This window comes from Actinomyces denticolens, from assembly GCF_002072185.1.
In the GTDB taxonomy this organism is placed as follows: Bacteria; Actinomycetota; Actinomycetes; order Actinomycetales; family Actinomycetaceae; genus Actinomyces; species Actinomyces denticolens.
Window position 1 is genome coordinate 1 of the sequence record NZ_MVIW01000013.1, and the last position, 24,210, is coordinate 24,210.

General features: G+C 73.5%; 17 protein-coding genes. 9 read left to right on the plus strand and 8 right to left on the minus strand.

The genetic code is table 11. The features are described from left to right. From B1H55_RS05080 to serS, 3 genes are all read right to left on the minus strand, one after another. Positions 1-749, minus strand: a 749-nt coding sequence (locus tag B1H55_RS05080) for an ABC transporter substrate-binding protein (RefSeq protein WP_240494180.1), incomplete at its 3' end; no start/stop codon positions are given. A 26-nt stretch (positions 750-775) separates the two neighbouring features. Beyond that, positions 776-1,897, minus strand: coding sequence for an HAD family hydrolase (locus B1H55_RS05085; RefSeq protein ID WP_077240762.1), 1,122 nt, complete (start codon positions 1,895-1,897; stop codon positions 776-778). After that, on the minus strand, positions 1,894-3,171 hold the full coding sequence (serS, locus tag B1H55_RS05090; RefSeq protein WP_077240763.1) for a serine--tRNA ligase: 1,278 nt from the start codon (positions 3,169-3,171) through the stop codon (positions 1,894-1,896). The genes B1H55_RS05085 and serS overlap by 4 nt, the downstream gene beginning before the upstream one ends. Positions 3,172-3,499: 328 nt before the next feature. Here serS and B1H55_RS05095 point away from each other — a divergent pair, with 328 nt between their 5' ends. Next, complete coding sequence (locus B1H55_RS05095) at positions 3,500-4,447, plus strand: LysR substrate-binding domain-containing protein (RefSeq protein WP_073452828.1); 948 nt, start codon at positions 3,500-3,502, stop codon at positions 4,445-4,447. 29 nt (positions 4,448-4,476) lie between these two features. After that, positions 4,477-5,457 carry a diacylglycerol/lipid kinase family protein gene (locus tag B1H55_RS05100; RefSeq protein WP_077240764.1) on the plus strand — a complete coding sequence of 327 codons (981 nt, stop codon included), beginning with the start codon at positions 4,477-4,479 and terminating at the stop codon, positions 5,455-5,457. Positions 5,458-5,498: 41 nt separating this feature from the next. Here B1H55_RS05100 and pheA read toward each other — a convergent pair whose 3' ends face one another. Then, positions 5,499-6,434: a prephenate dehydratase gene (gene pheA, locus B1H55_RS05105; RefSeq protein ID WP_080461615.1), complete on the minus strand. Its 936-nt coding sequence runs from the start codon at positions 6,432-6,434 to the stop codon at positions 5,499-5,501. A gap of 310 nt (positions 6,435-6,744) precedes the next feature. Here pheA and B1H55_RS05110 point away from each other — a divergent pair, with 310 nt between their 5' ends. Beyond that, on the plus strand, positions 6,745-9,273 hold the full coding sequence (locus B1H55_RS05110) for a hypothetical protein (RefSeq protein ID WP_143221396.1): 2,529 nt from the start codon (positions 6,745-6,747) through the stop codon (positions 9,271-9,273). 105 nt (positions 9,274-9,378) lie between these two features. Continuing rightward, positions 9,379-11,649: a hypothetical protein gene (locus B1H55_RS05115; RefSeq protein WP_143222410.1), complete on the plus strand. Its 2,271-nt coding sequence runs from the start codon at positions 9,379-9,381 to the stop codon at positions 11,647-11,649. 30 nt (positions 11,650-11,679) lie between these two features. Here the strand turns inward: B1H55_RS05115 and B1H55_RS05120 are convergent, their stop codons facing one another. The 4 genes from B1H55_RS05120 to B1H55_RS05135 form a co-directional block, all read right to left on the minus strand. Then, a complete protein-coding gene (locus B1H55_RS05120) occupies positions 11,680-12,588 on the minus strand; it encodes a glycosyltransferase (RefSeq protein ID WP_073452823.1) in 909 nt (302 codons plus the stop codon). Between the two features lie 260 nt (positions 12,589-12,848). After that, a complete protein-coding gene (locus B1H55_RS05125; RefSeq protein ID WP_080461617.1) occupies positions 12,849-14,669 on the minus strand; it encodes a hypothetical protein in 1,821 nt (606 codons plus the stop codon). A gap of 110 nt (positions 14,670-14,779) precedes the next feature. After that, a complete protein-coding gene (locus B1H55_RS12505) occupies positions 14,780-17,284 on the minus strand; it encodes a hypothetical protein (protein ID WP_080461618.1) in 2,505 nt (834 codons plus the stop codon). A 343-nt stretch (positions 17,285-17,627) separates the two neighbouring features. Further along, positions 17,628-18,263, minus strand: a complete 636-nt coding sequence (locus B1H55_RS05135) for a hypothetical protein (protein WP_143221400.1) — start codon at positions 18,261-18,263, stop codon at positions 17,628-17,630. 332 nt (positions 18,264-18,595) lie between these two features. Between B1H55_RS05135 and B1H55_RS05145 the strand changes: the two genes are divergently transcribed. From B1H55_RS05145 to B1H55_RS05165, 5 genes are all read left to right on the plus strand, one after another. Continuing rightward, positions 18,596-19,486, plus strand: a complete 891-nt coding sequence (locus B1H55_RS05145) for a fructose bisphosphate aldolase (RefSeq protein ID WP_077240773.1) — start codon at positions 18,596-18,598, stop codon at positions 19,484-19,486. Between the two features lie 151 nt (positions 19,487-19,637). Further along, positions 19,638-20,480 (plus strand): sensor histidine kinase, encoded by an 843-nt coding sequence (locus B1H55_RS05150; protein WP_073452813.1) that lies wholly within the window; start codon positions 19,638-19,640, stop codon positions 20,478-20,480. Then, the gene (locus B1H55_RS05155; RefSeq protein WP_077240774.1) at positions 20,477-21,187 is read left to right on the plus strand and encodes a response regulator transcription factor; all 711 of its coding nucleotides are present in this window, start codon (positions 20,477-20,479) and stop codon (positions 21,185-21,187) included. Before B1H55_RS05150 ends, B1H55_RS05155 begins: the two co-directional genes overlap by 4 nt. Positions 21,188-21,341: 154 nt before the next feature. Next, positions 21,342-22,394: an ABC transporter substrate-binding protein gene (locus B1H55_RS05160; protein WP_077240775.1), complete on the plus strand. Its 1,053-nt coding sequence runs from the start codon at positions 21,342-21,344 to the stop codon at positions 22,392-22,394. Between the two features lie 33 nt (positions 22,395-22,427). Beyond that, positions 22,428-24,191 (plus strand): ABC transporter permease, encoded by a 1,764-nt coding sequence (locus tag B1H55_RS05165; protein WP_073452809.1) that lies wholly within the window; start codon positions 22,428-22,430, stop codon positions 24,189-24,191. Positions 24,192-24,210: the final 19 nt, after the last annotated feature.

The window sequence follows — 24,210 nt, forward strand, 5'->3', positions numbered from 1 at the left end:
GCGGCCGGCGCGCCCGCGGTGGCGCTCGCGGCGGCCGTCGGGCCGGCCGTGGCCCCCGCGGCGCCGGCCGACGCCATCGCCTTCGTGAGGGACTCCAGCTCGGCCCAGGTGGTGGGCACCTTGTACCCCGCCTCGGAGAAGGCCGACGGGGAGTACCAGATGAAGGACTTCACGGCCGCCATGAGGGGCGCGGCGTAGAGCGTGCCGTCGTAGGTCCCGGCCTCGCCCCAGGTGCGCTCCCAGCCGAGCTCCACATTCGCCCCGACCTGGTTGGACAGGGCCACCAACTGGCCGTCCGCCACGAGCTCGGCGATGATCCCCGCCTGGGGGATGATCGCCAGGTCCCCATGGCGCCCGGCGCGCAGGTCCTCCTCGAGCGTGTCGGAGCCGGTGTGGACGACGTTGATGCCGGTGCAGACCGTGAAGGCCTCCAGGGAGGCCTCCAGGCGCTCGGCCTCGACGCCCGTCAGCGGCGAGGTGAGCGTGACCGAGGTGCCCCGCAGCGCCGGGTCCACGTCGCAGCCGGGAGTGCCGCTGGCCTGCGCCCCGCCGATGCCCCTGGGCGCGCAGCCGACCAGGGCGGCGCCCGCCAGGACGAGCGCCGTCGCCCCCATGGCCCGGCGTGAGGGACGGGGCGGGACCGGGCCACCGCCGGAGCCGATGGCATCGGCGACGCCCGGGGCGCCGGCGGCGATGCGGGCACCCCCGGCGCTCCGGGCGGGTTCGGGACGGCGGACGATGGGGCTCATCAGGGTTCTTCTCTCTCAGCGGCCCACTAGGATCGGGCGGTCAGGAGGTCGACGAGGGCATCGAGGACCGCTGCGCACCCATCGTGCCAGACGGACTCGGTGATGATGTCGGCACTCGCCTTGACGGACTCGGGCGCTGAGCCCATGGCCACGCCGAGGCCCGCCCAGCGGAGCATCTCGATGTCATTGGTCCCGTCCCCCACGGCCACCACCTGGGAGGCGTCGGTGCCCAGGCGGGCGGCCAGGCCCGCGAGCGCCGTCGCCTTCGAGACGCCCTCGGGGGCGACGTCGAGCCAGGAGGTCCAGCCGATCGAGTACTCCTCGACGGTTGAGGAGCCGGTGGCGCGGACGAGGTCGGTGAAGTCCTCCAGACTCATGGCCGGTGCGCGCAGCACCACGCGGTTGACGGGCCGCGAGACGATCTCCTCATGGCTGACCACGCGCTGGTCCTCGATAAGCTCGCCGTCGGGGAAGAGCCGGGTGACGAGGAAGCCCTCGTCGGGGACCTCGACGGCGAAGATGCCCTCCGGGATGGCCTCGCGCAGCGTGGAGATGACGTGAGTGGGGTCGAAGGTCACCGAGTCCACAACCTCGTGGCCACCCTCCAGGCCGGGGTCCAGGCGCAGGGTCAGGGCGCCATTGGCGCAGACCATCCAGCCGTGGCGGACCCCGATGTGATGGGCGACCGGCAGGGAGGCGAACACGCTGCGCCCCGTGGAGACGACGATCCGGGCGCCGGTGGCGCCCAGGCGGCTCAGGGCGGCGTGGACGCGGTCGGAGACGCGCCCATCGCGGTCGAGGATGGTGCCGTCGACGTCGAGGGCGACGATGAGGCCGGGCCCCAGGGCGGGGCGGAAGGCCGGCGGGGTGGACGCGCCGACCGGGCCCGTGGCGTCGAGGATCGGGGCGATGGCCTCGACCCGGTTGGCGACGAGCAGGGCGTAGGCGTCATCGTCCAGGGGACGGGCCCCCGCGGGCCCCGGGTAGTGCGTGGCCCCTCCGAGGCTGAGCCCCGGCGCGGAGTCGGGGTCGAGATCCGTCAGCGGCGCGCCCGAGGGGCGCACCTCCTCGACGGCATCCCACGGCTCGCCCGGGCCGGGCATGCCCGCCGCCCCCGCCTCGGGGCGCCGCGACCGGTCCAGGCTCATCGCTCGACGGGCTCGATGACCTCGAGGCCACCCATGTAGGGGCGCAGGCCCTCGGGGACGACGACGGCGCCGTCGGCGCGCTGCTGGTTCTCCAGGATCGCCACCATCCAGCGGGTGGTGGCCAGGGTGCCGTTGAGCGTGGCCACCGGCGCGGTGCCGCCCTCGCGGCGCTCGCGGATGCCCAGGCGCCGGGCCTGGAAGGTGGTGCAGTTGGAGGTGGAGGTGACCTCCATCCAGCGCTCCTGGGTGGGCAGCCAGGCCTCGCAGTCGAACTTGCGGGCGGCCGAGCTGCCCAGGTCCCCGGCGGCGGTGTCGATGACCCGGTAGGGCAGGCCGACGAGCGCCAGCATCTCCTCCTCCATGGCCAGGAGACGGGCGTGCTCGGCCTCGGCGTCCTCCGGGCGGCAGTAGGAGAACATCTCGGCCTTGTTGAACTGGTGGACGCGGATGATGCCGCGGGTGTCCTTGCCGGCGGCGCCGGCCTCGCGCCGGTAGCAGGTGGACCAGCCGAGGTAGCGCTTGGGGCCGGCGGCCAGGTCGAGGATCTCGTCGGTGTGGTAGCCGGCCAGGGCCACCTCGGAGGTGCCGGTGAGGTAGAGGTCGTCCGCCGGGAGGTAGTAGATCTCGTCGCTGTGGGCGCCGAGGAACCCGGTGCCGCCCATGACGGCGGGGGACACGAGGGTCGGCGTCGTCATGGGGGTGAAGCCGTGGCGGCCGGCCAGGTCGAGGGCGGCGGTCATGAGCGCGAGCTCCAGGCGCATGCCCGCGCCCTTGAGGTAGTAGAAGCGGGCGCCGGAGACCTTCGCGCCGCGGCGCGTGTCGATGATGTCCAGGGCCTCGCCGAGGGCGAGGTGGTCGGCGGGGGTGAAGCCCTCGGCGCCGAAGTCGCGCGGCTCGCCGCCCTCGTGGCGCAGGACGATGTAGTCGTCCTCGCCACCGGTGGGCGCGCCGGCGATGAGGTTGGGGAACTGGCGGGCGAGATCGTCGAGCTCGGCGGCGGCGGCGTTCGCGGCGGCCTCGGCGGCCTTGACGCGCTCGGCGAGCTCCTTGGCACTGGCCAGGGCGGCGTCGCGCTCGGCCCCCGGGGAGGCCTTGCCGATCGCCTTCGACATGCTCTTCTGCTCGGCGCGCAGGGCCTCGAAGGCGCCCAGGAGCGAGCGGCGGGACTCATCAGCGGCGATGATGCGGTCGACGAGGTCGGTATCGGCACCGCGGGCGCGCTGGCTGGCGCGGTACGGCTCTGGGTTCTCGCGGAGCTCGCGCAGATCGATCATGAGACCGAGTGTAGCCAGCGCCCGGGTCGGGGCGCGCCGTCGATCCTGCGCGGGGCGAGGCGCCGCAGCGGTGCCGCTCACGCCCGGGGTGAGCGCTGCCCGCCTGGGCGCATGGACACTCCGAGGCGCCTTAGAAAACTTCTGCATTCATTGGAAAAGCGCCTATAGTGAGGTCAATAGCGGCTCCACCTGCGAGCTCACCTGTCCGACGCGGCTTCCCTGGGCCGCCCGACCCCCACGCGGCCCGTCCCTGCGCGGACGAGCGTGCCCCGGATCCCTCGACACTCCCAAACCCGATACATGCCCCATCCTCACCCCAGGAATCGCTATGCCCTCCTCCTCGCTGCCATCCTTCTCGCAGTTGCGCGCCTTCGTCGCACTGTGCGACCACCAGCACTTCGGTGAGGCCGCTGCCACCCTCGGCGTCTCCCAGCCCAGCCTCTCGCAGGCGATCACCGCCCTGGAGAAGCGGGTGGGCGGGGAGCTCGTCGAGCGCACCACGCGGCGCGTGCTCGTCACGCCCCTCGGCGAGACCCTGCTGTCCTACGCCCGCGAGGCGGTCCTCGCGGCGGAGGCCTTCTCCGACGCCGTCACGAACCAGGGCGCGGCCCTGACCGGGGCGCTGCGGCTGGGGGTCATCCCGACCCTCGCCCCTTACATCGCGCCGGTCCTGCTCGACGGCCTGCGCGAGAACCACCCGCAGCTCCAGCCCGAGATGCGCGAGATGGTCACCGGGGACATCCTGGACATGCTGGGCCAGGGCCGTCTCGACGCCGCCATCATCGCCGTCGACTCCGACATCCCCCGCATCACCGCGGTGCCGATGTTCGACGAGCCACTCGTCATCCTCACCTCCGCCGATCACCCCTGGGCGGGCCGCGAGGATGTCTCCCCCGAGGAGCTCGACGAGGAGAACCTCCTCCTCCTCGACGAGGGCAACTGCCTGCGGGACCAGACCCTCGCCCTGTGCCAGCGCTACGGCAACCGCCCCCCGGTCGCGGTGGCGACCACCCTGTCCACGGTCATGCGGATGGTGGCGCACGGTGTGGGCATCACCGTCATCCCCGAGGGCGCGCTGAGCCTGCTCGGCGGCACGGACGCCCACGGGGTGGCCCGCTTCGCCGCCCCCACACCGGTGCGCCACATCGCCCTGGTCCACCGCGCCTCCTCCTCGCGCACCGAGGATTTCGCCCAGCTCGCCGAGATCGGCACCGATCTCATGCGGTCGACCGGGTTGCCGATTCTGGAGCCCACGGCGCCCGCCGAGAGCGCCTGAGACGGCCGCGCCGATCCGATCGCGACCGCATGAGCGGGCTGGCCTGCGTCGTCGTCAACCCCTCCAAGCGGGGGGCGACGCCGCGCCTGCGCGCCGCCCTCGACGCTGAGCTGCGCGGCGCCGGCTGGGGGCGCGTCGCCTGGGCGACCACGACCCCCGAGCAGCACGGGGCCCGCCAGGCCGCAAGGGCCGTGGAGGCCGGCGCAGGGCTGGTCATCGCCGTCGGCGGGGATGGGACCGTTCGGGCCGTCGCCGACGGCCTGGCCGCGGCCGACGGCGCCCGCGGCGGGGTGGAGCTGGGCATCGTCCCGCTCGGCACGGCGAACCTCGCGGCCCGCGGCCTCGGCATCCCGCTGCGCCGGTGGTCGGCACTGCGCCTGGCCGCCGGCGCTGAGGGGCACTGGGCCGCGCCGATCGACCTGCTGCGGGTGAGCACGGACGCGCTCGAGGCCGCCGGAGCGCCCCCGGAGCCCTGCCTGGTGGTGACCGGCATCGGATTCGACGCCCGGCTCGTGGCCGCCACCCGCGCCGGGCTCAAGCGCCGCGCCGGCTGGGGCGCTTACGCGATCGCGGCCGCGCGGAGCCTGGGGGCGCCCCGCCTGCCGATGAGCATCAGCGTCGACGGCGGGGCCCGGGAGGGCTCCCGGGAGAGGACCCGCGCCCGCTGCCTGCTCATCGCGAACTCGGGCCGGCTTCCCGCCGGGATCCGACTGCTGCCGGGGGCCCGCATGGACGATGGCGCGCTCGATGTGGCCGTGATCGACGCGAGGCGCGGCCTGGCCGGATGGGCCTCGCTCGCCCGCCAGGTCCTGCCGCCCGCTCCCGCCCGCTACTCGGCGCCCGGGCGGGCCCTGGCCGAGGTGCGCCTGAGCCGCGGGCGCGAAGTGGTGGTGGGGCTGGATGGGCCCGCGCCGCTGGAGATCGACGGCGAGCTGCTCGCCCCCGCCAGGCGGGTGCGCGCGCGCGTGGAGCCCAGCGCCGTCGTCGTCCGCGTGCCGCGGCCGAGATGAGCCGGGATGCACCGGGAAGAGCCGGGACGGGCTGAGGCGGCCTACAGCGTGCGGCCGGCGAGGACGTCGGCCACCCAGGCGCGGGCCACCATGAAGTCCTTGTCGCTCGTGCCGGCGCTGACCACCACCGGGCGGCCGTCGAGCCGGGGGTAGGAGCCGAGGAAGCGGACCATCGGGCAGGTCCGGTGCAGGCCGATGAAGGCGGCCTGCACGCGCTCCTCACGAATATGCCCCTCGATGTCGATGCTGAAGCGGTAGCGGCCCAGGGAGTCGCCCACGGGGCGGGACTCGATGCGCGAGAGGTTGACCCCGCGGGCGCTGAACTGCTCGAGCATGTCGAGCAGGGCGCCGGCGCGGTCGTGCGGGAGCTGGACCATGAGGGTCGTCTTGTCAGCGCCGGTCGGCTCGGAGACCCGCCCGGGGCGGGAGATCACGACGAAGCGGGTGACGGCGTCGGGGTTGTCCGCCACGCCGCCGGCGATCACGCTCAGGCCGTACTGCTGGGCGGCCAGCGGGTTGCACAGGACCGCCTGGAAGCCGACCTCGGCGCCCTCGGCGAGCGCCTTGGCGGGGGCGGAGGTGGAGGTGCCGGCCACGTAGACGGCGTCGGGGAGGGTGGCGTGAGCCCAGCCGCGGCACTGCGCCCAGGCGTGGGGGTGGGTGGAGATGGCCCGCACGTCCTCCAGGCGGGTGCCGGCGCGACCGGCGAGCACGAAGGTGATGTTGATGGCCACCTCGGCGGTGATGACCAGCGGGGAGGAGGCGATGAGGTTGTCGATCGTGGCGTTGACTCCGCCCTCGACCGAGTTCTCGATGGGGACAACGGCGGAGGCGGCCTCGCGCTCGCGCACCCGGTCCAGGGCGGTGGGCACATCGGGGCAGGGCTGGGCGTCGACGCCCGCGGGCGCGACGGCGCGCAGGGCCATCTCGCTGAAGGTGCCGGCGGGACCGAGGAAGGACCAGACAGGAGCGCTCATGGTCCCGAGGGTATCCGCGCCCGTCTCAGCGCGTCGCCGCCGTCCGCCGAGACCGGTCGATAACGTCATCGAGACCGGCTCTCCGAGCCGGTCTCGATGACGTTATCGACCGGTCTCGGCGAAGGGGGACGGGGGGGGGAGTGGAGCGCCCCAATATGCGGACTCGCCGCACGGCGGGGGATGAACCATGACAATATGCGACCTGCCTCACTCTCAATTCCGAAGGTGCATGATGAGAGACGATTCCACCCTTCCAGACGATCAGTCCCACTCTTCCGACGAGGCAACTGAGACGCAGGGCCCGATGCCCATGGCCCCGCCCCCGCCCCATCAGGAAGCGCAGGGCTCGCCCCAGCCCTACCCCGCTCAGCCATCGGCCTTCCAGGCGCCGCCGGGCATCGTGTCCCAAGCGGTGTCGCCACTGGGCCGCGCGCCCGCGCAGATCTCCTTCCTGCTGACCCTCGCCGCAGTGCTCGGCACGGCGCTCATCTCCGCGATCCTCATCCTCGTGGCCATCACGTCCTCCGTGGACAAGGCGCCGTCCGGGGCCTCCCTGCTCGTGGTCGCCATGGGCTACAGCCTGGGCGGGCACCTGACGGGCGGCATCGACGGGGGCTCGGACGGATCGGTATCCATCGGGGCGTCCATGCTCCCCCTGGGCACGCTGGCCGCCGCGGCCGCTCTCGTGCACCTCCTCGCGCGCCGCCGCGCGCACCAGGACGAGTCCTGGGCGCCGTTCGGCGCCGTCGCCCTGCGCGCGGCCCTGGAGGCGCTGGCCGTCGCCGTCGTCGCCTGTCTCCTGACCGGCATCGTCTCCCTGTCCGGCGAGGGCATCAACCGCGACCTCGAGAAGGGCGAGATCCACGCCTCACCGGTGTGGATCCTCCTCATCGTCTGGGTCCTCGTCTTCGGCGCGCTGACGGCCGCGCGCGCCGGGAGCGCCCTGCTGGCGCGCGCCCCCGGGGCCGTCCAGCAGGTGGTACGCGAGCTCGGAGGGCTCGCCTGGGCGGTCGGCGTGGTCCTCGGTCCCGTCACCGTGCTGGGCGCCATCGTGGGCGCCGTGCTCAACGACGCCGCCCCCGCGATCCTCGTCATCCCCGTCTACCTGGGCAACCTGCTCGTCTACGCGCTCAGCCTGGGCACGCTCGGCGGAGCATCGTTCTCCGCGAGTCGGCGCGACATCTTCGGCATCTTCGACGACATCCCGGCCGACGCCGGGAGGACGACGAGCCTGGCCTGGGATGCGCTGGGCGGCTGGTCGGCCCTGCTGTTCCTGGCGGTCCTCGTGCTCCTGGTGGTGGCCGCGGCGCGCATCGGCGCGCGCCGCCGGCGCCTGGCCGCGCCTTCCTTCGAGCGCGTCTGGCAGTTGCCGGTCGTGGGTCTCGTCCTCGCTGTCGTGGCGCTCCACCTGCTGGTCCCTCTGAGGGTTCATATCGGCGTCTCCATCGCGCAGTTGGCGTCCGGCAGCGCGGGCTTCTCCCTCGGCTCGTCGTGGTGGTCCTCGCTCGCACTCGCGCTCATCCTGCTGGTGATCTCCGTGCTCGCCGAGTACATCCCAGGCCTGCTCCACGCCAATGCGGGCTCACTGCTGCGCCTCATCGGCGGTGGTGCCACCGTCGACCGCTGGGTCGCGGGCCTGCCAGCGACCGGAGCGCTCCCGACGGCGCCCGCCGTCTATCCCGCCGCCCCAGCAACGCCTCCGCCGCCGGGGACCTCCGCGCTCACTCCCGGCACGGGAACCTTCCCGGTCGGCGCGCCCCTCGCGACGGGGGCCGCTGCACCCGCGCCGGCCCTCCCGACCCCCATGAGCCCCCGGTCGCGCCGTCGCCTCAAGCTCATCACGGGCGCCGTCGTCGGCTGCCTCGCGCTCCTCATGGGCGTCTTCGTCGCGGTCGAGGTGCTCAACTCCCGGCGCTCCCCCGAGAAAGCGGTCGAGAAGTACCTCGATCTCGTGGCCGCCGGGAATGCCTCCGAGGCCACGGCCATGGTGGACCCAGGCGTGTCGAACGATCAGCGCGCGCTCCTGACGGACTCGGCCATGTCCGCGGCGACGTCGCGGATCACGGTGGTCGACGTCGAGGAGAAGGGGAAGGGGGACGACGAGAAGCGGGTCGAGGCCACGCTGTCCCTCAATGGCGAGCAGTTCACCCAGATCTTCACCGTGTCCTCCGAGGACAAGTCCTTCGGCCTGCTCAACAACTGGAAGGTGGAGACCTCGCTGGCCATGCCCGTCCAGCTGTCCTCCGAGTCATTGGGAGGCCTCAGCGTGGGCGGCACCGAGGTCGCTCTGGAGAACCCGAACAAGGGCTCGAAGGGGCTGACGTCCTCGGAGCGCACCGGCGGAACCGCCACCCAGTACATGTACCCCGGCATCTACCCCGTCGCCAGCACGTCGGCGACCTCCACCTATGTCACCACTGACGAATCCTCGGTCACGGTCCTGCCCGGCGACAGCGGCGCCTCGGCGGGAACTCTTCTCGCCGTCGAGGGCGAGGCGACCGAGGAGCTCAAGCAGTACGTCCTGACCAAGATCAACGAGAAGGCCACGAGCTGCGTGACGCCGCCGACCAATATCGACAGCCTCTGCCCCGACGAGCTGCAGGCCACGGACCTGGCGTCGCTCTCGGTGACGACTCCGGCGAGCACGGTGACCATGAACGACGCCTCCATCTTCAAGAGCGGGACGATCGTCTTCACCTACCGGAAGGACCCCTCCGCGTGGGACAAGAACCCGAAGGACCGGACGGTGAAATACACCTTCTCCGGGACGGTCGAGCTGTCGGGGAGCGGCGACCCGGAGGTGACCGTCACCCGAGCGGTTCACGCCTACGGTCTCTGACCTCTTCCCACCGAGACCGGTCGAAGTGGCGATCGAGACCGGTTCTCCGAATCGGTCTCGATCGCCACTTCGACCGGTCTCGCGCGGGGGCCGTAGGCTTCTCGGGTGAGCAGGCGACGGCGGAACCCCCAGCAGCGCTTCGCGCGCGCAGTGGTCCACGGCATCATCCTGCTCACCGTCCTCGGGATGATCCTGACGATGGTCGGCATGGCTGCCACCGCCTTCGCCCAGGCCCCGACGACGGCGCCCCCCGACGCCCGGCAGGCCGAGGGGACCGCTGCGCCCGCCCCCATCGTCGTACTGGGGACCCGCGATCTGAGCTGGGGAGGCCTCCGCGAGATCGCGGGCTCCTCCTCCCCCGCCGCCGGCGATGCCGGCTCCCTCCTCGACGCCGCGGGCGGCGGCGAGCCCGTCAATGTCGTTGTGCGCTCGGCGAACCCGGCCACCTGCCCGGCCGACGGCTGGCTGACCCTCGGCGCCGGGTCCCGCGCCCGCGCCCTGCCCCCCGGCGCCGCATCCGCCCCGGGCGCCCCCGCCTGCCTGGGCGCCCCGGACGCGGCATCCGCCCTGGCCGCCTCCAGAGACTCCGGCTACGGGGCCCGCCCCGGGGCGCTGGCCACCGCCCTGGCGGAGGCCGGCGTGCCCGCCACCGCCATCGGGGACACCGCCTCCCTCGCGCTGGCCGCCGAGGGCGGGGCCGCCACGCCCGGCGACAGCCTCGAGGCCCTCCTGGCCTCCGGCCCCAGCGGGCTGGTCCTCGTCGACACCGCCATCGGGGCCGCCACCGCCGAGCAGCGGGTGACGTCCCTGGCGCGCTCCCGCGAGGCTGTCCTGGCCGCGACGCCGCGGGCGAGGGTCGTCATCGTCTCCGTCGCCGACGCCGAGAGCCCCGGCCCACAGATCGGCATCCTGCCCGCGGGCACCGCCTCCCCGCGGGGCCGCGACGGCGGGCTGCTCGTCGGCGAGTCCACCCACCAGGCAGGGCTCATCCAGCTCACCGACCTCGCTCCCACGATTCTCGCCGCGCTCACCGGGAGCCCCCGCCCGGGCAGCGCCTCCGCGCGGATGACGGGCAGCGCTCTCGCCCTGCCCGACTCCCCTCCCCCATCCGCGGGCGTCACCGACTCCGCAGGGGCTCGCGCGGTGAGCCGGCTCGCCGACGACGCCCTGCGCGCCCGCGCCTCCCATCTGTCCACGATCCCATCCGCGCTGCTCATCATCGTCGCTTCCGGGGCGCTCGCGCTCACGGCCGCCCTCGCCCTGCGGCGCCCGCGCCCGCCGCGCGCGCCGGCGGCCCTGCGAGCAACGGCGCTGGCGGCATCGTGCCTGCCGCTCGCCGCGCTCCTGTCCGGGGCCATTCCCTGGTGGCGCGCCGGGGCGTCGGCGGGCGAGCCCTCATCGGCCGCCGTGGCCGCTGCCGTCGCCTCGATCCTGGTCATCGGCGGCGCTCTCGCCGGGTTCGTCGCGCTCGCCGCTCGGGCCGTGGACGCCGCGCGCCCCGTGCGCCCCGTGCGCCCCGCGGGGCTCGTCGCGGCGCTCACGGCGTCGGCCTGGCTGCTCGACGCCGCCCTCGGGGCGCCGCTGGCACTCAACGGCGCCCTAGGCATGGACACCGTGGTCGCGGGCCGCTTCTACGGCATGTCCAACACGGGGTTCGCGATCGCCTCCGCCGCGCTCGTGATCGCGCTCGCCGCGCTGCGCCCCATCATGCCCGAGGGCCGCGGCTGGACGGTGGGCATGGTGGCGCTCGCGGGCGGCGGAGCGCTGGTGCTCGACGGCGCGCCCTGGCTCGGCGCGGATCTGGGAGGCGCGCTCACACTCGCGCCCGTGCTCGTGGTGCTGGCCGTCGCCCTCGTCGCCCCGCGGCCGAACGGTCGGGGCCGACTGCGGCCCGCCCTGGGGGCGGGCGCGGGAATGCTGGCGGTCGGGGCGATCCTGGCGGGGCTCGATCTCACCCGCCCGGCCGATCGCCGAACCCACCTGGGGCGCTTCGCGGCGGACCTGACCGACGGCTCGGCCTGGAGCACGCTGGGGCGCAAGGCCGGGGCCCTTGTCGCGCCCTTCCTCAGCAGTGCGCTCGCCCTCGCAGCACTGGCGGTGGGACTGATCGCCGTCGTCGGCGCGGCATGGTGGGGGGCCCGGGAGCGCCGGGCGTGGCGCGAGGGGCGGTCCGCCTACCAGTGGCTCGCCGCGGGATCCGCCACCGCTCCGCACCGGGTGAGGCCCGCACTGGCGGGGTTGGGAGTGCTCGTCGTCGTCGAGACGCTGCTCAATGACTCGGGGCCGTCCATGGCCGTGATCTCAGCCGCCGTGGCAGCGCCCCTCATCGCGCTGGAGCTGATGCCGACGCGCCCGGGGCCCGAGCAGCGGGCCTGAGACCCGCGGAGCGCTTATGCGCTCGACGGCTCAGTCCTGGGCAACGGGATCGGCCTCGGCCGGCGCCTGACGATCGGCGCCCTGCTCGTCGCCGCCGGCCATCGGGGATTCGTCTCCGGCCGGACGCACCGCCCGGAACGCCACGAAGGGCGCCTGCGCGCGGATCGCGTCCTCGTCGCGCCGGTGAACCGGGACGCGGCGGCCACGGAGCTTGCGCCGGGCGATGGCGTGCATGACGGCGCGGTACTGGGCGGCGCGGTGGAGTCTGCCGGCCATGTCGTTGCCGGAGGCCCGGTGCTGGATATCGCAGGGGACCTCGATGACGGCCAGGCCCGCGACGAGCACGTCGATGGTCATGCCGACCTCCACGCCCCAGCCCTCGGCGAAGGGCTGGGCGGCGTCGTAGGCGGCCCGGGTCAGGCAGCGCTGGCCGGACAGGGGGGCGATCGGCGCCCAGCCGGTGGTGGCGGCGATGGCGCGGCGGGCCGCGCGCACAACGCGGCCCCGCCCGCCGGCGCCCGCCTGCTTGGGCAGAACGGCGATGGACATGTCCGCAGCGCCGTCGAGCACCGGCGGGACCAGGTCGGCGCAGGCGGCGGCGGAGTCGCCGAGGTCGCCGTCGATGAAGAGCAGGAGGCGGGTGGGGCCGTCCTCGTAGTCGCGCATGGCGACGACGCCCGCGCCGGTCTCCATCGCGGAGGCCTTGCCCCGGCTCACCGAGTGGCGGACGGTGACGGCACCGGCGCAGCGCGCAGCGCTCTGGGTGGAGTCGGTGGATCCGTCATCGACGACGACGACGAGGTCGACTCGCGGGATGGCGCGGCAGGCGCGGACCGTGGCCGCGATGCGGTCGGCCTCGTCCTTGGCGGGGATGACCACGGCGACGCGTTGATCGGCTCGTGGTGCGGAGGACGAACTCACGGGGGCAAGCCTAATCATGAACGGGGCCCCTGTGTGGGATCGGACGAGTCCGCCTCGCGTCTCGGCTCGGCAACGACCAGCGCCTCCGTTGCTGAAAGCTTGCGGATTCCATGCGTTTGCCCAGGTGGCTTTCGCGGCCGGTGGAAACCCTCTCCGGAGCGTGCGACCCTGGACCCAGGGACCCGTCAACGGCGACGGGCCCCATCCGTACCACCGCAGACTCCCCGCAGCGCCCCTCGCGCCCTTCGCCGGGCTTCTCGCTCACCGGGCGCGGACGCTCAGGCGGCGGAGCGCCTGCCCGCCATGAACCACCAGGCCGCTCCTCCGACGCCGACCAGGGCGGCCGGGGTGAGGATCCAGGGGAGCATGTCCAATCCATCAGTGCCCTGCTCGCTCGGAGCCGCCGCCTGGGTGGCCGGGGCCGCCTGCTGGGAACCGGACTCGGACGACGGCGCGCCGCTGGGGTTGGTCGTCGAGGTCGAGCGCGGGGTCCGTGTCGGACTCGGGCCGGTGCTGCCCTGCGGGACGGGGTTCGGGGCCGCATTGGAGGCCAGCGGGCTGGGTGTGCTACCTGCGGAGGGGTTGGTCGCGTCGCGCTGGACCTGGCCGACGGCGTTGGCCGAGCCGTCACGACCGGCCGGGACCGGGTTGGGCGAGGCGGGGGCGACGACGCTGCCGGGGTTCGTGGCGCCGGGCAGGGAGAGAGCGCCCCGCGCTGCGGCACCGGGGTCGGCCTGGGGGGCGGGCGCCTGCGGGGCCGGAGCGGCGGGCCCCGCGATCTCAGGAGCGGAAGGTGCCTCCGGAGCCCGTGGGGCGGGGGCCTGCGGGGCCGGAGCCTGTGGGGCAGGGTCCCCCGGAAGCCCCGGTGCGGGGATCCCGGGAGCGTCGTCGTCCGGGAGGCCCTGGCCACCGCCGTCGCCGCCGCCCAGATCATCGCCGGGGTTCTCCGGCAGGGGGGCGGGGTTCTCAGGGCGGGGTCGGGGCGGCGGCCCCGGGTTCTCCGGGCCGGGGCCCGGGGAGGGGGCGGGATCAGGGGCGTCCGGCCCCGGGTTGGGCTTCGGCTCGGGCTGAGGCCTGGGCGTATCCGGCTCCCCGGGCTCCCCGGGCGCGTCCGGGGCCGGCGCGTGGGAGGTCGCCGTGAGAGTGCGGAGGATGCCATCGGCGCCGATGTAGGTCGCGGAGGCCTCGCCCTCGAAGTCGGGGCCCGGGGTGAAGACGACCTTCCCGTTCTCATCGGTGGACCAGGTGCCGACGCCCTCTTCGTGCTGGGGGGCCAGATCACCTCCCGCTCCCGCCGGAATGGTGAACTCCGCCCGGCCGTCGACGATCTGCTTGGTATCGGTGTTCGGGTCGGCCTCAGGGGCCCTGTCCTCACCCGGATTGGCCCGCGGAGCGGGGTTCGGTGCCTCCCCGTCCTGGGGCTCGTCGCCCCGCCGGTCGTCCTGGTCGTCGCGGTCCTCGGGGTTCTGCGGGACGTCCGGGTTCCCGGGCGTCCTCGGGCGCAGGACGTTGTCATCGTGCCGGGGGGTGTTCCGGCCCTCGGGAGCGTCCTGGTCGCGGTCCGCGTCCCCCTGCGGGTCGTCCTGGTCGTCGCGGTCCTCGGGGTTCTGCGGGACGTCCGGGTTCCCGGGCGTCCTCGGGCGCAGGGCGTTGTCATCGTGCCGGGGGGTGTTCCGGCCCTCGGGAGCGTCCTCGTCATCGGCCTGCGGGTCGGCGTCCTGGCCATCCTCGCGCTCCCGCGGATCGGCCGCGTCCCGACGCTCGGCGTTCCGGTCCTGGGGGGCGCCCTTCTGACCGCCGGCGCCTTCGCCCCGGTCCTGCTCGTCGTCCTGGGGCTCGGCCTGCTGCTTGCCCGCCCGCCCCTCGTCCTGGGGCTGGGCGGGGTCCGCGCCTCGCTCGCCCCGGTCGTCCTGCCGGGCCTCGTCCTGCGCGCCCGCCCGGTCGGCGGCCCGATCGCCGTGGTTCTGGGCACCGGGGTCGGCGGGGGCGTCAACGCCCGGCTCCGGGCTCTCATCGGCAGTTGCCGACGGGCTGATAACCGCGATGGAGGCGGCGATGGCAAGGGCGAGGGCGCCGTTCCCGGCGATGGGGTGCTTCACAGGATCTCCCAGGGTGGAGTGTCACGGGCTGATAACGAGGCTAGCAGGGTCCGCGCGTCGGCGGTAGCGCAGGTCTGTGCAGTTCGTGCAGTTCACGCGGTTCACGCGGTTCAGTGCAGGAGGGCGTACACCTTCCACGTCGCGGCATCGGAGTCGACGACGAACGAGTAGTCCCCGGCGCCTCCCCACGGGATGGCCGGGGAGGCGGCGTCGATCGGCTGGGTCGTCGTCGGATCGGACATCTGCGCGTAGAGCCACTGCTCGGATGCGGTCTGGCCGTAGTAGTAGGCGCCGTCGCAGGTCGCCGGGGCGAGAGCGGCCTGAGTCATCGAGGGCTGATCGCCAGTGGTCATGATCACCTGTCCGACCGCGTGGATCGACCTCTCCGGGAAGCCGATGACGCTGGCGGGCAGGGTCGTCACGTCCAGCCCGGACATCGAGGCGAGGCGGGTGCCGTCGTCGGCGCTGAACAGGCCCAGGGTGCCGCCGGTCGCGTCATTCCAGCCCACCGCCACGAGCGAGGCGGTCACCGTGCAGATGTAGGCCGGGGCCGCGCCCGTCCCGCCGTCGCCGACCAGCGTCCCCTCGCCCACGGCGCCCGCGCGGGAGATCCGCGAGTAGTGGGCGTTGCCGTCCACCACGAGGACATGGCTGTCCGTGGCCGCGGTAGCGGTATGCCCACTGGGCACGGTCACCGTGTAGACGCCCTGGCTGTCGACGCCGGCGGCCGAGGAGTTCGGCAGGGTGAAGAGCGGATTGCCCCCCACCCAGCTCACCGTGGCCCCCTGCGGCGGGGTGACGCTCGTGGGCGCTCCCAGGGAGGTGCCGGTCAGCGGGTACCAGGACATCCCGGTCGGGGCGACGGCCCAGATCGCCGCGCTCCCTCCCATGGAGCCCAGCACGAGCGCCTGGGCGTCGGCCGGAGCGCTCTGGCTGCTCACCGGCGCGCCATTGACGTCGAGGACGTCGAGCGTCGAGCCCGGCGTGAGGATGGCCACACCATCACTCAGCGCCAGAGGGCTCGTCTGCGGCTTGATCTCGGCCTCCCAGACAGCCTTGCTGCTGAGCGGCGACGGCGCGGAGTGCGAGGGCAGGGCGATCGTCCCGCTCGGTCGCGGCGTCGTCGACGCGGACCCGGCTGTGGACTCCGACGGCGCCATCACCTTGACGAGGAGGGCGACGGCGCCCGCCGTGCCGATGACCCCACCACCCAGAAGGATGGCGCGCCGGCGGACCCGGTGCCCGTCGGTTCGTCCCGGCGCCTCGTCGTCGGCTCCGTCCCCGCTCGACGGCAGGGCCTGGGAGGTGTACTGGTACGACGGCGCCGACGGTCCCGCGCCGCTCATCGGCTGGTTCCAGTCGCGCGGCGAGGCGGCGGGCGCGGGGGCGAACGGCTCCGCCGCGGGCGCGGCCTGCGCGGGTTCCTGGACCTGCGAGTCGGGGCGGGCGGGGTTGACGGAATCGTCCTGGTGGAGCGCGGAGCCGTGCGGGGGAGCCGGCTCGGGGGAGGGCGATCGCTGGGCGGTCGGCTCGGGCGACGCCGTCCACTGCCCCTCGGCCGGCGCGGGCGTCTCGGCGGCCGGCTCGGGGGACCACCGCCGAGGGACGGAGATCGGCCGGGTGTCCGGGATGGGCCGGACCGATGGCGGGCCGTCGAGAGGATCGGGGGCGATGACCGCCTCGGGCGCCTCGGCGGCCTCGAGCACCGGCTCCACCGGAGCGGGTACTGACCCCACCGGATCGGGCGCGAGTCCCACCGGCTCCGCCTCCGCCTGCTCGGCCAGCTCCGCCCGCTCGGCCGACGCGGGATCCACGGGGGAGGGCGCGCCTGGGGAGCGGAGGGCGGGGGCGGGCGCGGCTGAGGACGCCGCGGGGATGGCGGGAGAGGCGGGGGGCACGGGAGGCGCGAGGGGCGCTGCCGGTCGGGGTGCCGGCATCACCCCGTAGGACCCGTATGCGGAGGACGCGGAGGACGCCGTCGGGTAGCCACGGGTGTCCGGGATCTGCGGGGCCGACGTCGCCTGAGGAGCCGAGGCCACCTGGGGGGAGGGCGGGGCCTGCTGCTCCGGGGGGAGCCAGTAGACCGGCCCGGGATCCGCGGCGGGCGCGGCCCCGCCGCCCGCCGGCTCGGTGGCGCCGACCGCACCGGGGCCCATGGCGCCGGGGATCGAGGGGGGCCCGCTGACTGCGAGGGCCTCGTCGGGGTCGATGTCCACCGGGGCGGGGGCTCCCGCGCTGGTCCACGTCCTGTGGGCGTCCGCGCCAAGGGCCTCCCACTGGTCGTCGGAGGCGAAGGCCATCGCGTCCAAGGGGTCGATGGGGCTGAAGTTGGTGTCGTTGGGACCGCGCAGGATCGCCCCGGTGATGTCCCCCTTGAGGACGTACCACCGGGAGTCCTGACCGACCCGCACATGCATGGGGGCGAGAACCCCGTCGCCGTACTGCGTGCCCACCAACCACACGGCCGCGCTGATGCAGGTCACCGCGGGCGCCTGCCCGTCGACGGGCGTCACCTCCTGGCCGTTGATGGTGATGACGCCGGCGGAGTCGACCTCCGCCTGGATGACCGGGTGGGTGAAGGCCATGCCCAGGAGGTCGGGGGTCATCTTCTGCATGGCGGTGTCCTTCTTCGGGGATGCGTCAGGGAGGAGACGGGGCGGCGCCCGGGAGCGCGACGCGCCGTCTCTGAGAGCGACGGCGACGGCAGGGGACGCCGCTGTCCTCAATCCTCGGACGAGGCCGCACTACTCGTGAAGCGGTGCTGAAGGTAACGGTACCATCACGGCGTTTGGCCGGATATGTGCTGGATTTCGCATCCCACACGCTCGCGCGACGCCGTCGGGGGCAGTTCCGCCCGACACCCCCGGGCCAGGACGGGACTCGTGGCGCTGGGACGGCGGGATGCCGGGACGGCGGTCCCGGCGGTGCCCACCGAGCGGTGGGCGACGGCCGGAGGGGTCAGAAGAGGCCGCCGTTCATGACGTGCTCCCATTCCGCAGCGCGGTCCGCACGACGCCCGGCCCCGATGAGGATCTGCTGGGCGGCGGGCACATCCTCCACGATCATGGCCGCCATCGCCTGAGCGGTGCCCGACCGGCGGCCCCAGCTCTGCCTGGCGGCGTCGAGCGCCATGCCGGCGTCCCCCCACTCCCCCAGCCCGGAGCGCAGGGCGGTGACCAGCGTGTACACCGCAGCGCGCCGCCGCCAGGCCTGCCCGGTCGGAGCGGGGTGCCGGGCGCGCAGCCGGACGACGAGCTCGTCGTCGGTCTCGAGGTGGACGAGCCAGCCGGAGTGGAGGAGGAGGTCGCCGGCGCCGTCGAGACCCGCCCTCCAAGCACGGCGGGCGGCGACGGCGGGGGCGGGGGTATCGGTGAAGGTGGGGATGGTGGCCGCCCACTCCCCCAGCCAGACGGCGTCGACGACGGCGGCCAGGTCCGCGCGCCCCAGGGCGGCGTGGTCGACCAGCTCGGCGGCCTGATCGCACTGCTCCCGGGCCGAGCGTATCCGGTCCTCGTCGAGCCCGTCGGCGACGATCCGGGCGACGGCGGGGGAGATCGGTTGCGGGGAGAAGAAGGAGTGGTCGGCGGCGGGCACGGGCATCGCTCCTTCAGGGCCGGGGCGCTCGGGGCGGCCGGGCGCCGCCGGCATCAGCGTAGGCCAGCGGCGCGACGGAGCGCGACGAGCGGCTCCGAGCCGGTCTCGATGCCCGTATCGACCGGTTTCGATGGCGTTTTCGACCGGTCTCGGCGCGCTGGGGAGGGGAGGGGGGTGGGGTGGGAGATGGAGGGGTGGCCGCCGCCGAGGGCTGCAAGAACCCTCCGGCGGCGGCCACCCTGAGCTCCGCACCACTGGAGCCGACACCATAATGATAACCGTTCTCGGCTAGGATGTCACGTACCAGATCCGATCCCCTGCGAGGAGGCATCATGACCAACCCCGACCAGCTCGCCCGCATCCGCACCGCGCCCGGCTTCATCGCCGCCCTCGACCAGTCCGGCGGTTCCACTCCCAAGGCCCTGGCCGCCTACGGCATCGGCGCCGACCGCTACAGCGGCGACGCGGAGATGTTCGACCTCGTCCACGCCATGCGGACCCGAGTCATCACCTCCCCCTCCTTCACCTCCGAGCGGATCATCGGCGCCATCCTCTTCGAGCGCACCATGGACGGCCAGATCGAGGGCCGCCCCACCGCCGAGTACCTGTGGGACGTCAAGGGCATCGTCCCCTTCCTCAAGATCGACAAGGGCCTGGCCGAGCGCGCCGACGACGCCCAGGTGATGAAGCCCATCCCCGAGCTCGACTCCCTGCTCGACCGCGCTCTCGCCGCGGGCATCTTCGGCACCAAGGAGCGCTCGGTCATCCACGGCGCCAACCCCGCCGGGATCACGGCCGTGGTGGATCAGCAGTTCGAGGTGGCCCGGCGAGTCCTGGACAAGGGGCTCGTGCCGATCATCGAGCCCGAGGTCTCCATCGACGCCCCGGACAAGGCCGAGGCCGAGGCGCTGCTGCGCGATGCCCTGATGGCGGGCCTGGACGCCCTGCCCGAGGACGCCGTCGTCATGCTCAAGCTCACCATCCCCTCAGAGGACGGCTTCTACAGCCCACTCATGTCGCACCCGCGCGTGGCGCGGGTCGTGGCGCTGTCCGGCGGATACCCGCGCGAGGAGGCCAATGAGCGCCTCTCGCGCAACCCCGGCCTCATCGCCTCCTTCTCCCGCGCCCTGCTGGAGGGCCTGAGCGACGGCCAGTCCCAGGACGAGTTCGACGCGACTCTCGCCGCCACGATCGACGGCGTCTACCGGGCCTCCATCGCCTGAACTCCATCCCCACAGGTGCCGAATGCGCCGACAGGTGCGACCTACCCGCTCCTGTCGGTGCATTCGGCTCCTCTCAGTGCGGGCGGCTCCTCTCAGTGCGGGGCGCACCCGTCGGCGCGGGTGCTCCCGGGCGAGGCGGCACAATGGCCCCATGCCCAGCGCCTGGACTCCCGCGCTTCTGGTCGCCCTGTGCCTCACGCTCGCCGCGGCCTGCGGCATCGCGGCGCGCCAGCGCCGCCTCCTGCGCCTGACCCGCCTGGACAACGAGCGCCTGCGCGCCGCCGCTCAGGACCGGGCGACCCCGCGGGACGTCCTGGCGCACGAGATCCGCACGCCGCTGGCCCTCATCGGCGCCTCGGCCGAGCTCCTCGCCGAGGAGACCCCGGGGGAGCTCAACGAGGTGCAGCGGCGCTTCGTCCACACGATCCAGGACAACGCCCGCCAGGCCCAGCAGATGGCCGAGGATTTCCTCACCGAGGCCCGCCTGGGTCATGAACTGTTCTCCCTGCGCCTGGCGGACGTCGAGCTGCGCGGCCTCGTGCGCGACCTCATCCAGGAGATGCGCCGCACGGCGAGCAACCCGATCCGACTGGAGGAGCGCGGCCGCCCGATCCGCACGCATGCCGACCACCGCCTCCTTCGCCAGGCCATCGCCAACACCGTCACCAACGCGCTGCGCCACTCCCCCGAGGACGGCACCGTGACGGTGCGAGTGAGCGCCGAGGCCGAGAACGCGCTCATCACCGTCATGGATGATGGCCCGGGCATGACCCCCCACGAGCGCAGTCGCGCCTTCGAGCCCTACGCCACGACCAACCCCCTGGCGGCCCCGGCGAGCCGAGGGGCGGGCCTGGGCATGCTCGTCACGCAGCGCATCATGGAGGCGCATGATGGAGGCGTGCTCATCGACACGATCATGGCCAGGGGCACCACCGTCTACCTCTCGCTCCCCCTGCGCCGCAGCGCACCGCCGAAGGAGGGCCGACCAGCATGACCGGGACGCCGGCCCCGCCGTCGCTCACCGCGCTCGTCGTCGACGACGAGCCGCAGATGGTCTACATCATCACCTTCGCGCTCGAAACCCAGGGCTTCACCTGCCTGAGCGCCTCCAGCGCCGAAGGGGCCTGGGCGATCCTGTCCGCTCATGCCATCGATCTCGTCATCCTCGACGTCATGCTCCCCGGCACCAGCGGCGTGGACCTGTGCCGTCGCATCCGGGCGGCGGGGATCGGAGCGCCCATCATCCTCCTGACGGCGCTGGGCGATGAGCCCGACCGGATCGCCGGGCTCGAGGCCGGGGCCGATGACTATGTGGCCAAGCCCTTCTCGCCCCGGGAGCTCGCCCTCCGGGCCCGCGCGGTCACCCGGCGCGCCGGGGCGGGCCCGGAGGCGATCGAGAACGGGCCCCTGCGGGTCTCCACGCTCACCGGCCGCGTCTCCTGGGCGGGACGCTCCATCCCACTACCGGATACCGAGGCCAGGCTGCTGGCGGCGCTGGCCCGCCGCCACGACGCGGTCCTCACCTGGCAGGAGTTGCTCGGGGAGGTCTGGGGCACGAGCGACGACGCCGGGGGCAGGGAGATGGTGCGCACCACCGTCTACCGCCTGCGCCGTCACCTCCAGGCCCGGGGCATCAGCCCGGAGATCGTCGTCTCCGCGCGCGGGCGCGGCTACCTCATGCCCCGGCTCGACGGAGCGTGAAGCCCGACCGCGTGCGGGACGGAATGCATGACAGCATTCATGACAGCACTGTCACCGTCCGTGATCGTCGAGGCATGGATCGTGACGACGCTCACGGATCATGATGGATTCGATCGGCGCAATGAGGCGCCGCTGACGACTGAAAGGCAACCCCATGCGCTCCCCTCTCCGCCGCGCCACCGCCGCCGCTCTCCTGACCGCGAGCCTCAGCCTTGCCGGATGCGCGGGCACCACCGACTCATCCTCCGGCGGCGACGGCGATGGCCCCATCACCATCGCCTGCGGCGCCATGGAGGACCTGTGCCAGGCCTGGACCAGTGCCTTCACCGCCGACACCGGCATCCAGGCCACCTACGTGCGCCTGTCCTCCGGCGAGACGGTGGCCCGCCTGGCCTCGGCCAAGGACAGCCCCGAGTTCGACGTGTGGCACGGCGGCCCCGTCGACGGCTACGGGGAGGCCGTCAACCAGGGGCTCATCGAGGCCTACAAGTCGCCCGAGGCCGAGAAGATCCCCGCCCAGTACAAGGACGCCGACGGCAACTGGACCGGCGTGTACATCGGCGCGCTCGGCTTCTGCTCCAACAAGACCCAGCTCGACAAGCTCGGGGCGGAGGTCCCCGACTCCTGGGACGACCTCCTCGACCCCGCCCTCAAGGGCCAGATCTCCACCGCCCACCCCTCGACCTCCGGCACCGCGTTCACCACCCTGTGGACGCAGGTCACCCGCCTGGGCGGCGAGGACGCCGGCCTGGACTACATGAAGAAGATGCACAACAACGTCCTCCAGTACTCCAAGTCGGGCACCGCCCCCGGGCAGATCGCCGGGCGCGGGGAGGTCGCCGTCGGACTGGTCTTCTCCCACGACTGCGTGAAGTACCAGGAGGAGGGCATGAGCGACCTCGTCGTCTCCTTCCCCAAGGAGGGCACGGGCTATGAGGTCGGCGGCGTCGCCCTCGTGGCGGGCTCGAAGCACAAGACCTCGGCGCAGAAGTACATCGACTGGGCCATCTCCGCCAAGGCGCAGAACGTCGGGCAGACCGTGGGCTCCTACCAGGCGCTGACCAACCCGGAGGCCACCCCGAGCGACAAGAGCGTGGATCTGTCCACCCTCACCCTCGTCGACTACGACTTCACGGCGGCCGCCAAGGCGAAGTCGGGGCTCACCGCCCGCTTCGACGAGGAGATCGCCGCCGCCCCCAAGGAGTGACGGCGCGGTCGGCGTCTGCGTAAGGACATCACTATGACTGCCATCCCCCTGCCCTCCTCCGGGGGCACCGCTCCCGCCGGCCCTGCCACCCGCGGCCGGGCGCCGGCGGGGCGGCGGGCCCGCACCCGCGTCAAGCAGGACCCGGTGACGATCTCGATCCTCGTCGTCGTCCTGGTCGCCCTCATCGCCCTGGTCCTCCTGCCGCTGACCCGCGTCCTCGGCGAGGCCGTGTCCGGCAAGGGCATGGCCGTTCTGCGCAACATCGTCAGCTCGGCGGCGAACCGCACCACGGTGCTCAATACGCTCGTGCTGGGGGTCGTCGTGGGCGCCGTCGGGACGCTCGTGGGCTTCCTCCTGGCCTATGTGCAGGTGCGGGTGCGCTTCCGCGGCAAACGGCTCTTCCACCTCATCTGCCTGCTGCCCGTGGTCTCCCCGCCCTTCGCGGTGGCGACAGCGGCCATCACCCTGTTCGGGCGCAACGGCATCATCTCCACTCAAGTGCTCGGCCAGCACTGGAACATCTACGGCTTGAACGGCCTGACGCTCGTGCTCGTGCTGTCCTTCTTCCCGGTGGCCTACATGAACCTGGTGGGGATGCTGCGCAGCCTCGACCCGGCCATGGAGGAGGCGGCGGCATCCCTCGGCGCCTCGCGCTGGACGGTGTTCCGCACGGTCACCCTGCCGATGCTCGTGCCGGGCCTGGGCGCATCCTTCCTCCTGCTGTTCACCGAGGCGATCGCGGACCTGGCCAATCCCCTGGTCATCGGCGGGGATTTCACGGTGCTGGCCTCGCGGGCCTACATCGCCATCACCGGCGAGTACAACACCGCCGCGGGCGCCGCCTACTCCCTCGTGCTGCTCGTGCCCTCGCTGCTCGTCTTCCTCGTGCAGCGGTACTGGTCCGGGCGCGCCTCCACGGTCACGGTGACCGGTAAGCCGGCCGGCTCCTTCAAGCTCCTGCGCGGGTCGGCCCGCGTACCGCTGCTGGCGGTGAGCGGGGTGATCCTGGCGCTCGTGGTGGCCGTCTACGCCGCGGTCGTCGTCGGCGGCTTCGTGGAGATCCTGGGGGTCAACAACGCCTTCACCATGCGGCACTTCGACTACGTGCTCTCGGGCATCGGCAATGACGCCATCGTCGACACCACGATCCTCGCGCTCCTGGCCACCCCGGTGGCGGGCCTGCTGGGGATGCTGGTGGCGTGGTTGGTCGTCGTGCGCATGCGGCGCGGCGCGGGGATCGTCGACTTCCTCGGGATGCTGGGACTGGCCGTTCCGGGCACGGTCATCGGCATCGGCTACCTCGTCACCTTCAACAAGCCGGTGGCGATGTTCGGCGCCAACATCATCCCACCGCTGGCCGGGGGCGGGGCCGTCATGGGCGGCGCCCTGGCGATCGTCATGGTGTACACGGCGCGCTCCATGCCCGCGGGCCAGCGCTCCGGCATCGCCTCCCTCCACCAGATCGACAAGGCGATCGACGAGGCCTCGACATCGCTGGGAGCCTCGGGGGCGCAGACCTTCCGGCGCGTCACCCTGCCGCTCATCCGGCCGGCGTTCCTCACGGGCCTCGTCTACGCCTTCGCGCGCTCGATGACGACGCTGTCCCCGATCATCTTCATCACGACGCCGCACACGAAGATCATGACCTCCCAGATCCTCGCGGAGGTCGACGCCGGGCGCTTCGGCAACGCCTTCGCCTTCTGCACGATCCTCATCGTCATCGTCATGACCGTCATCGGCGGCCTCAACCTCCTCATGCGGGGCCGCGCCGGCCACGCCCGCAGCGACGCCGGTTAGAGCCGGCCCACTCGCCCGG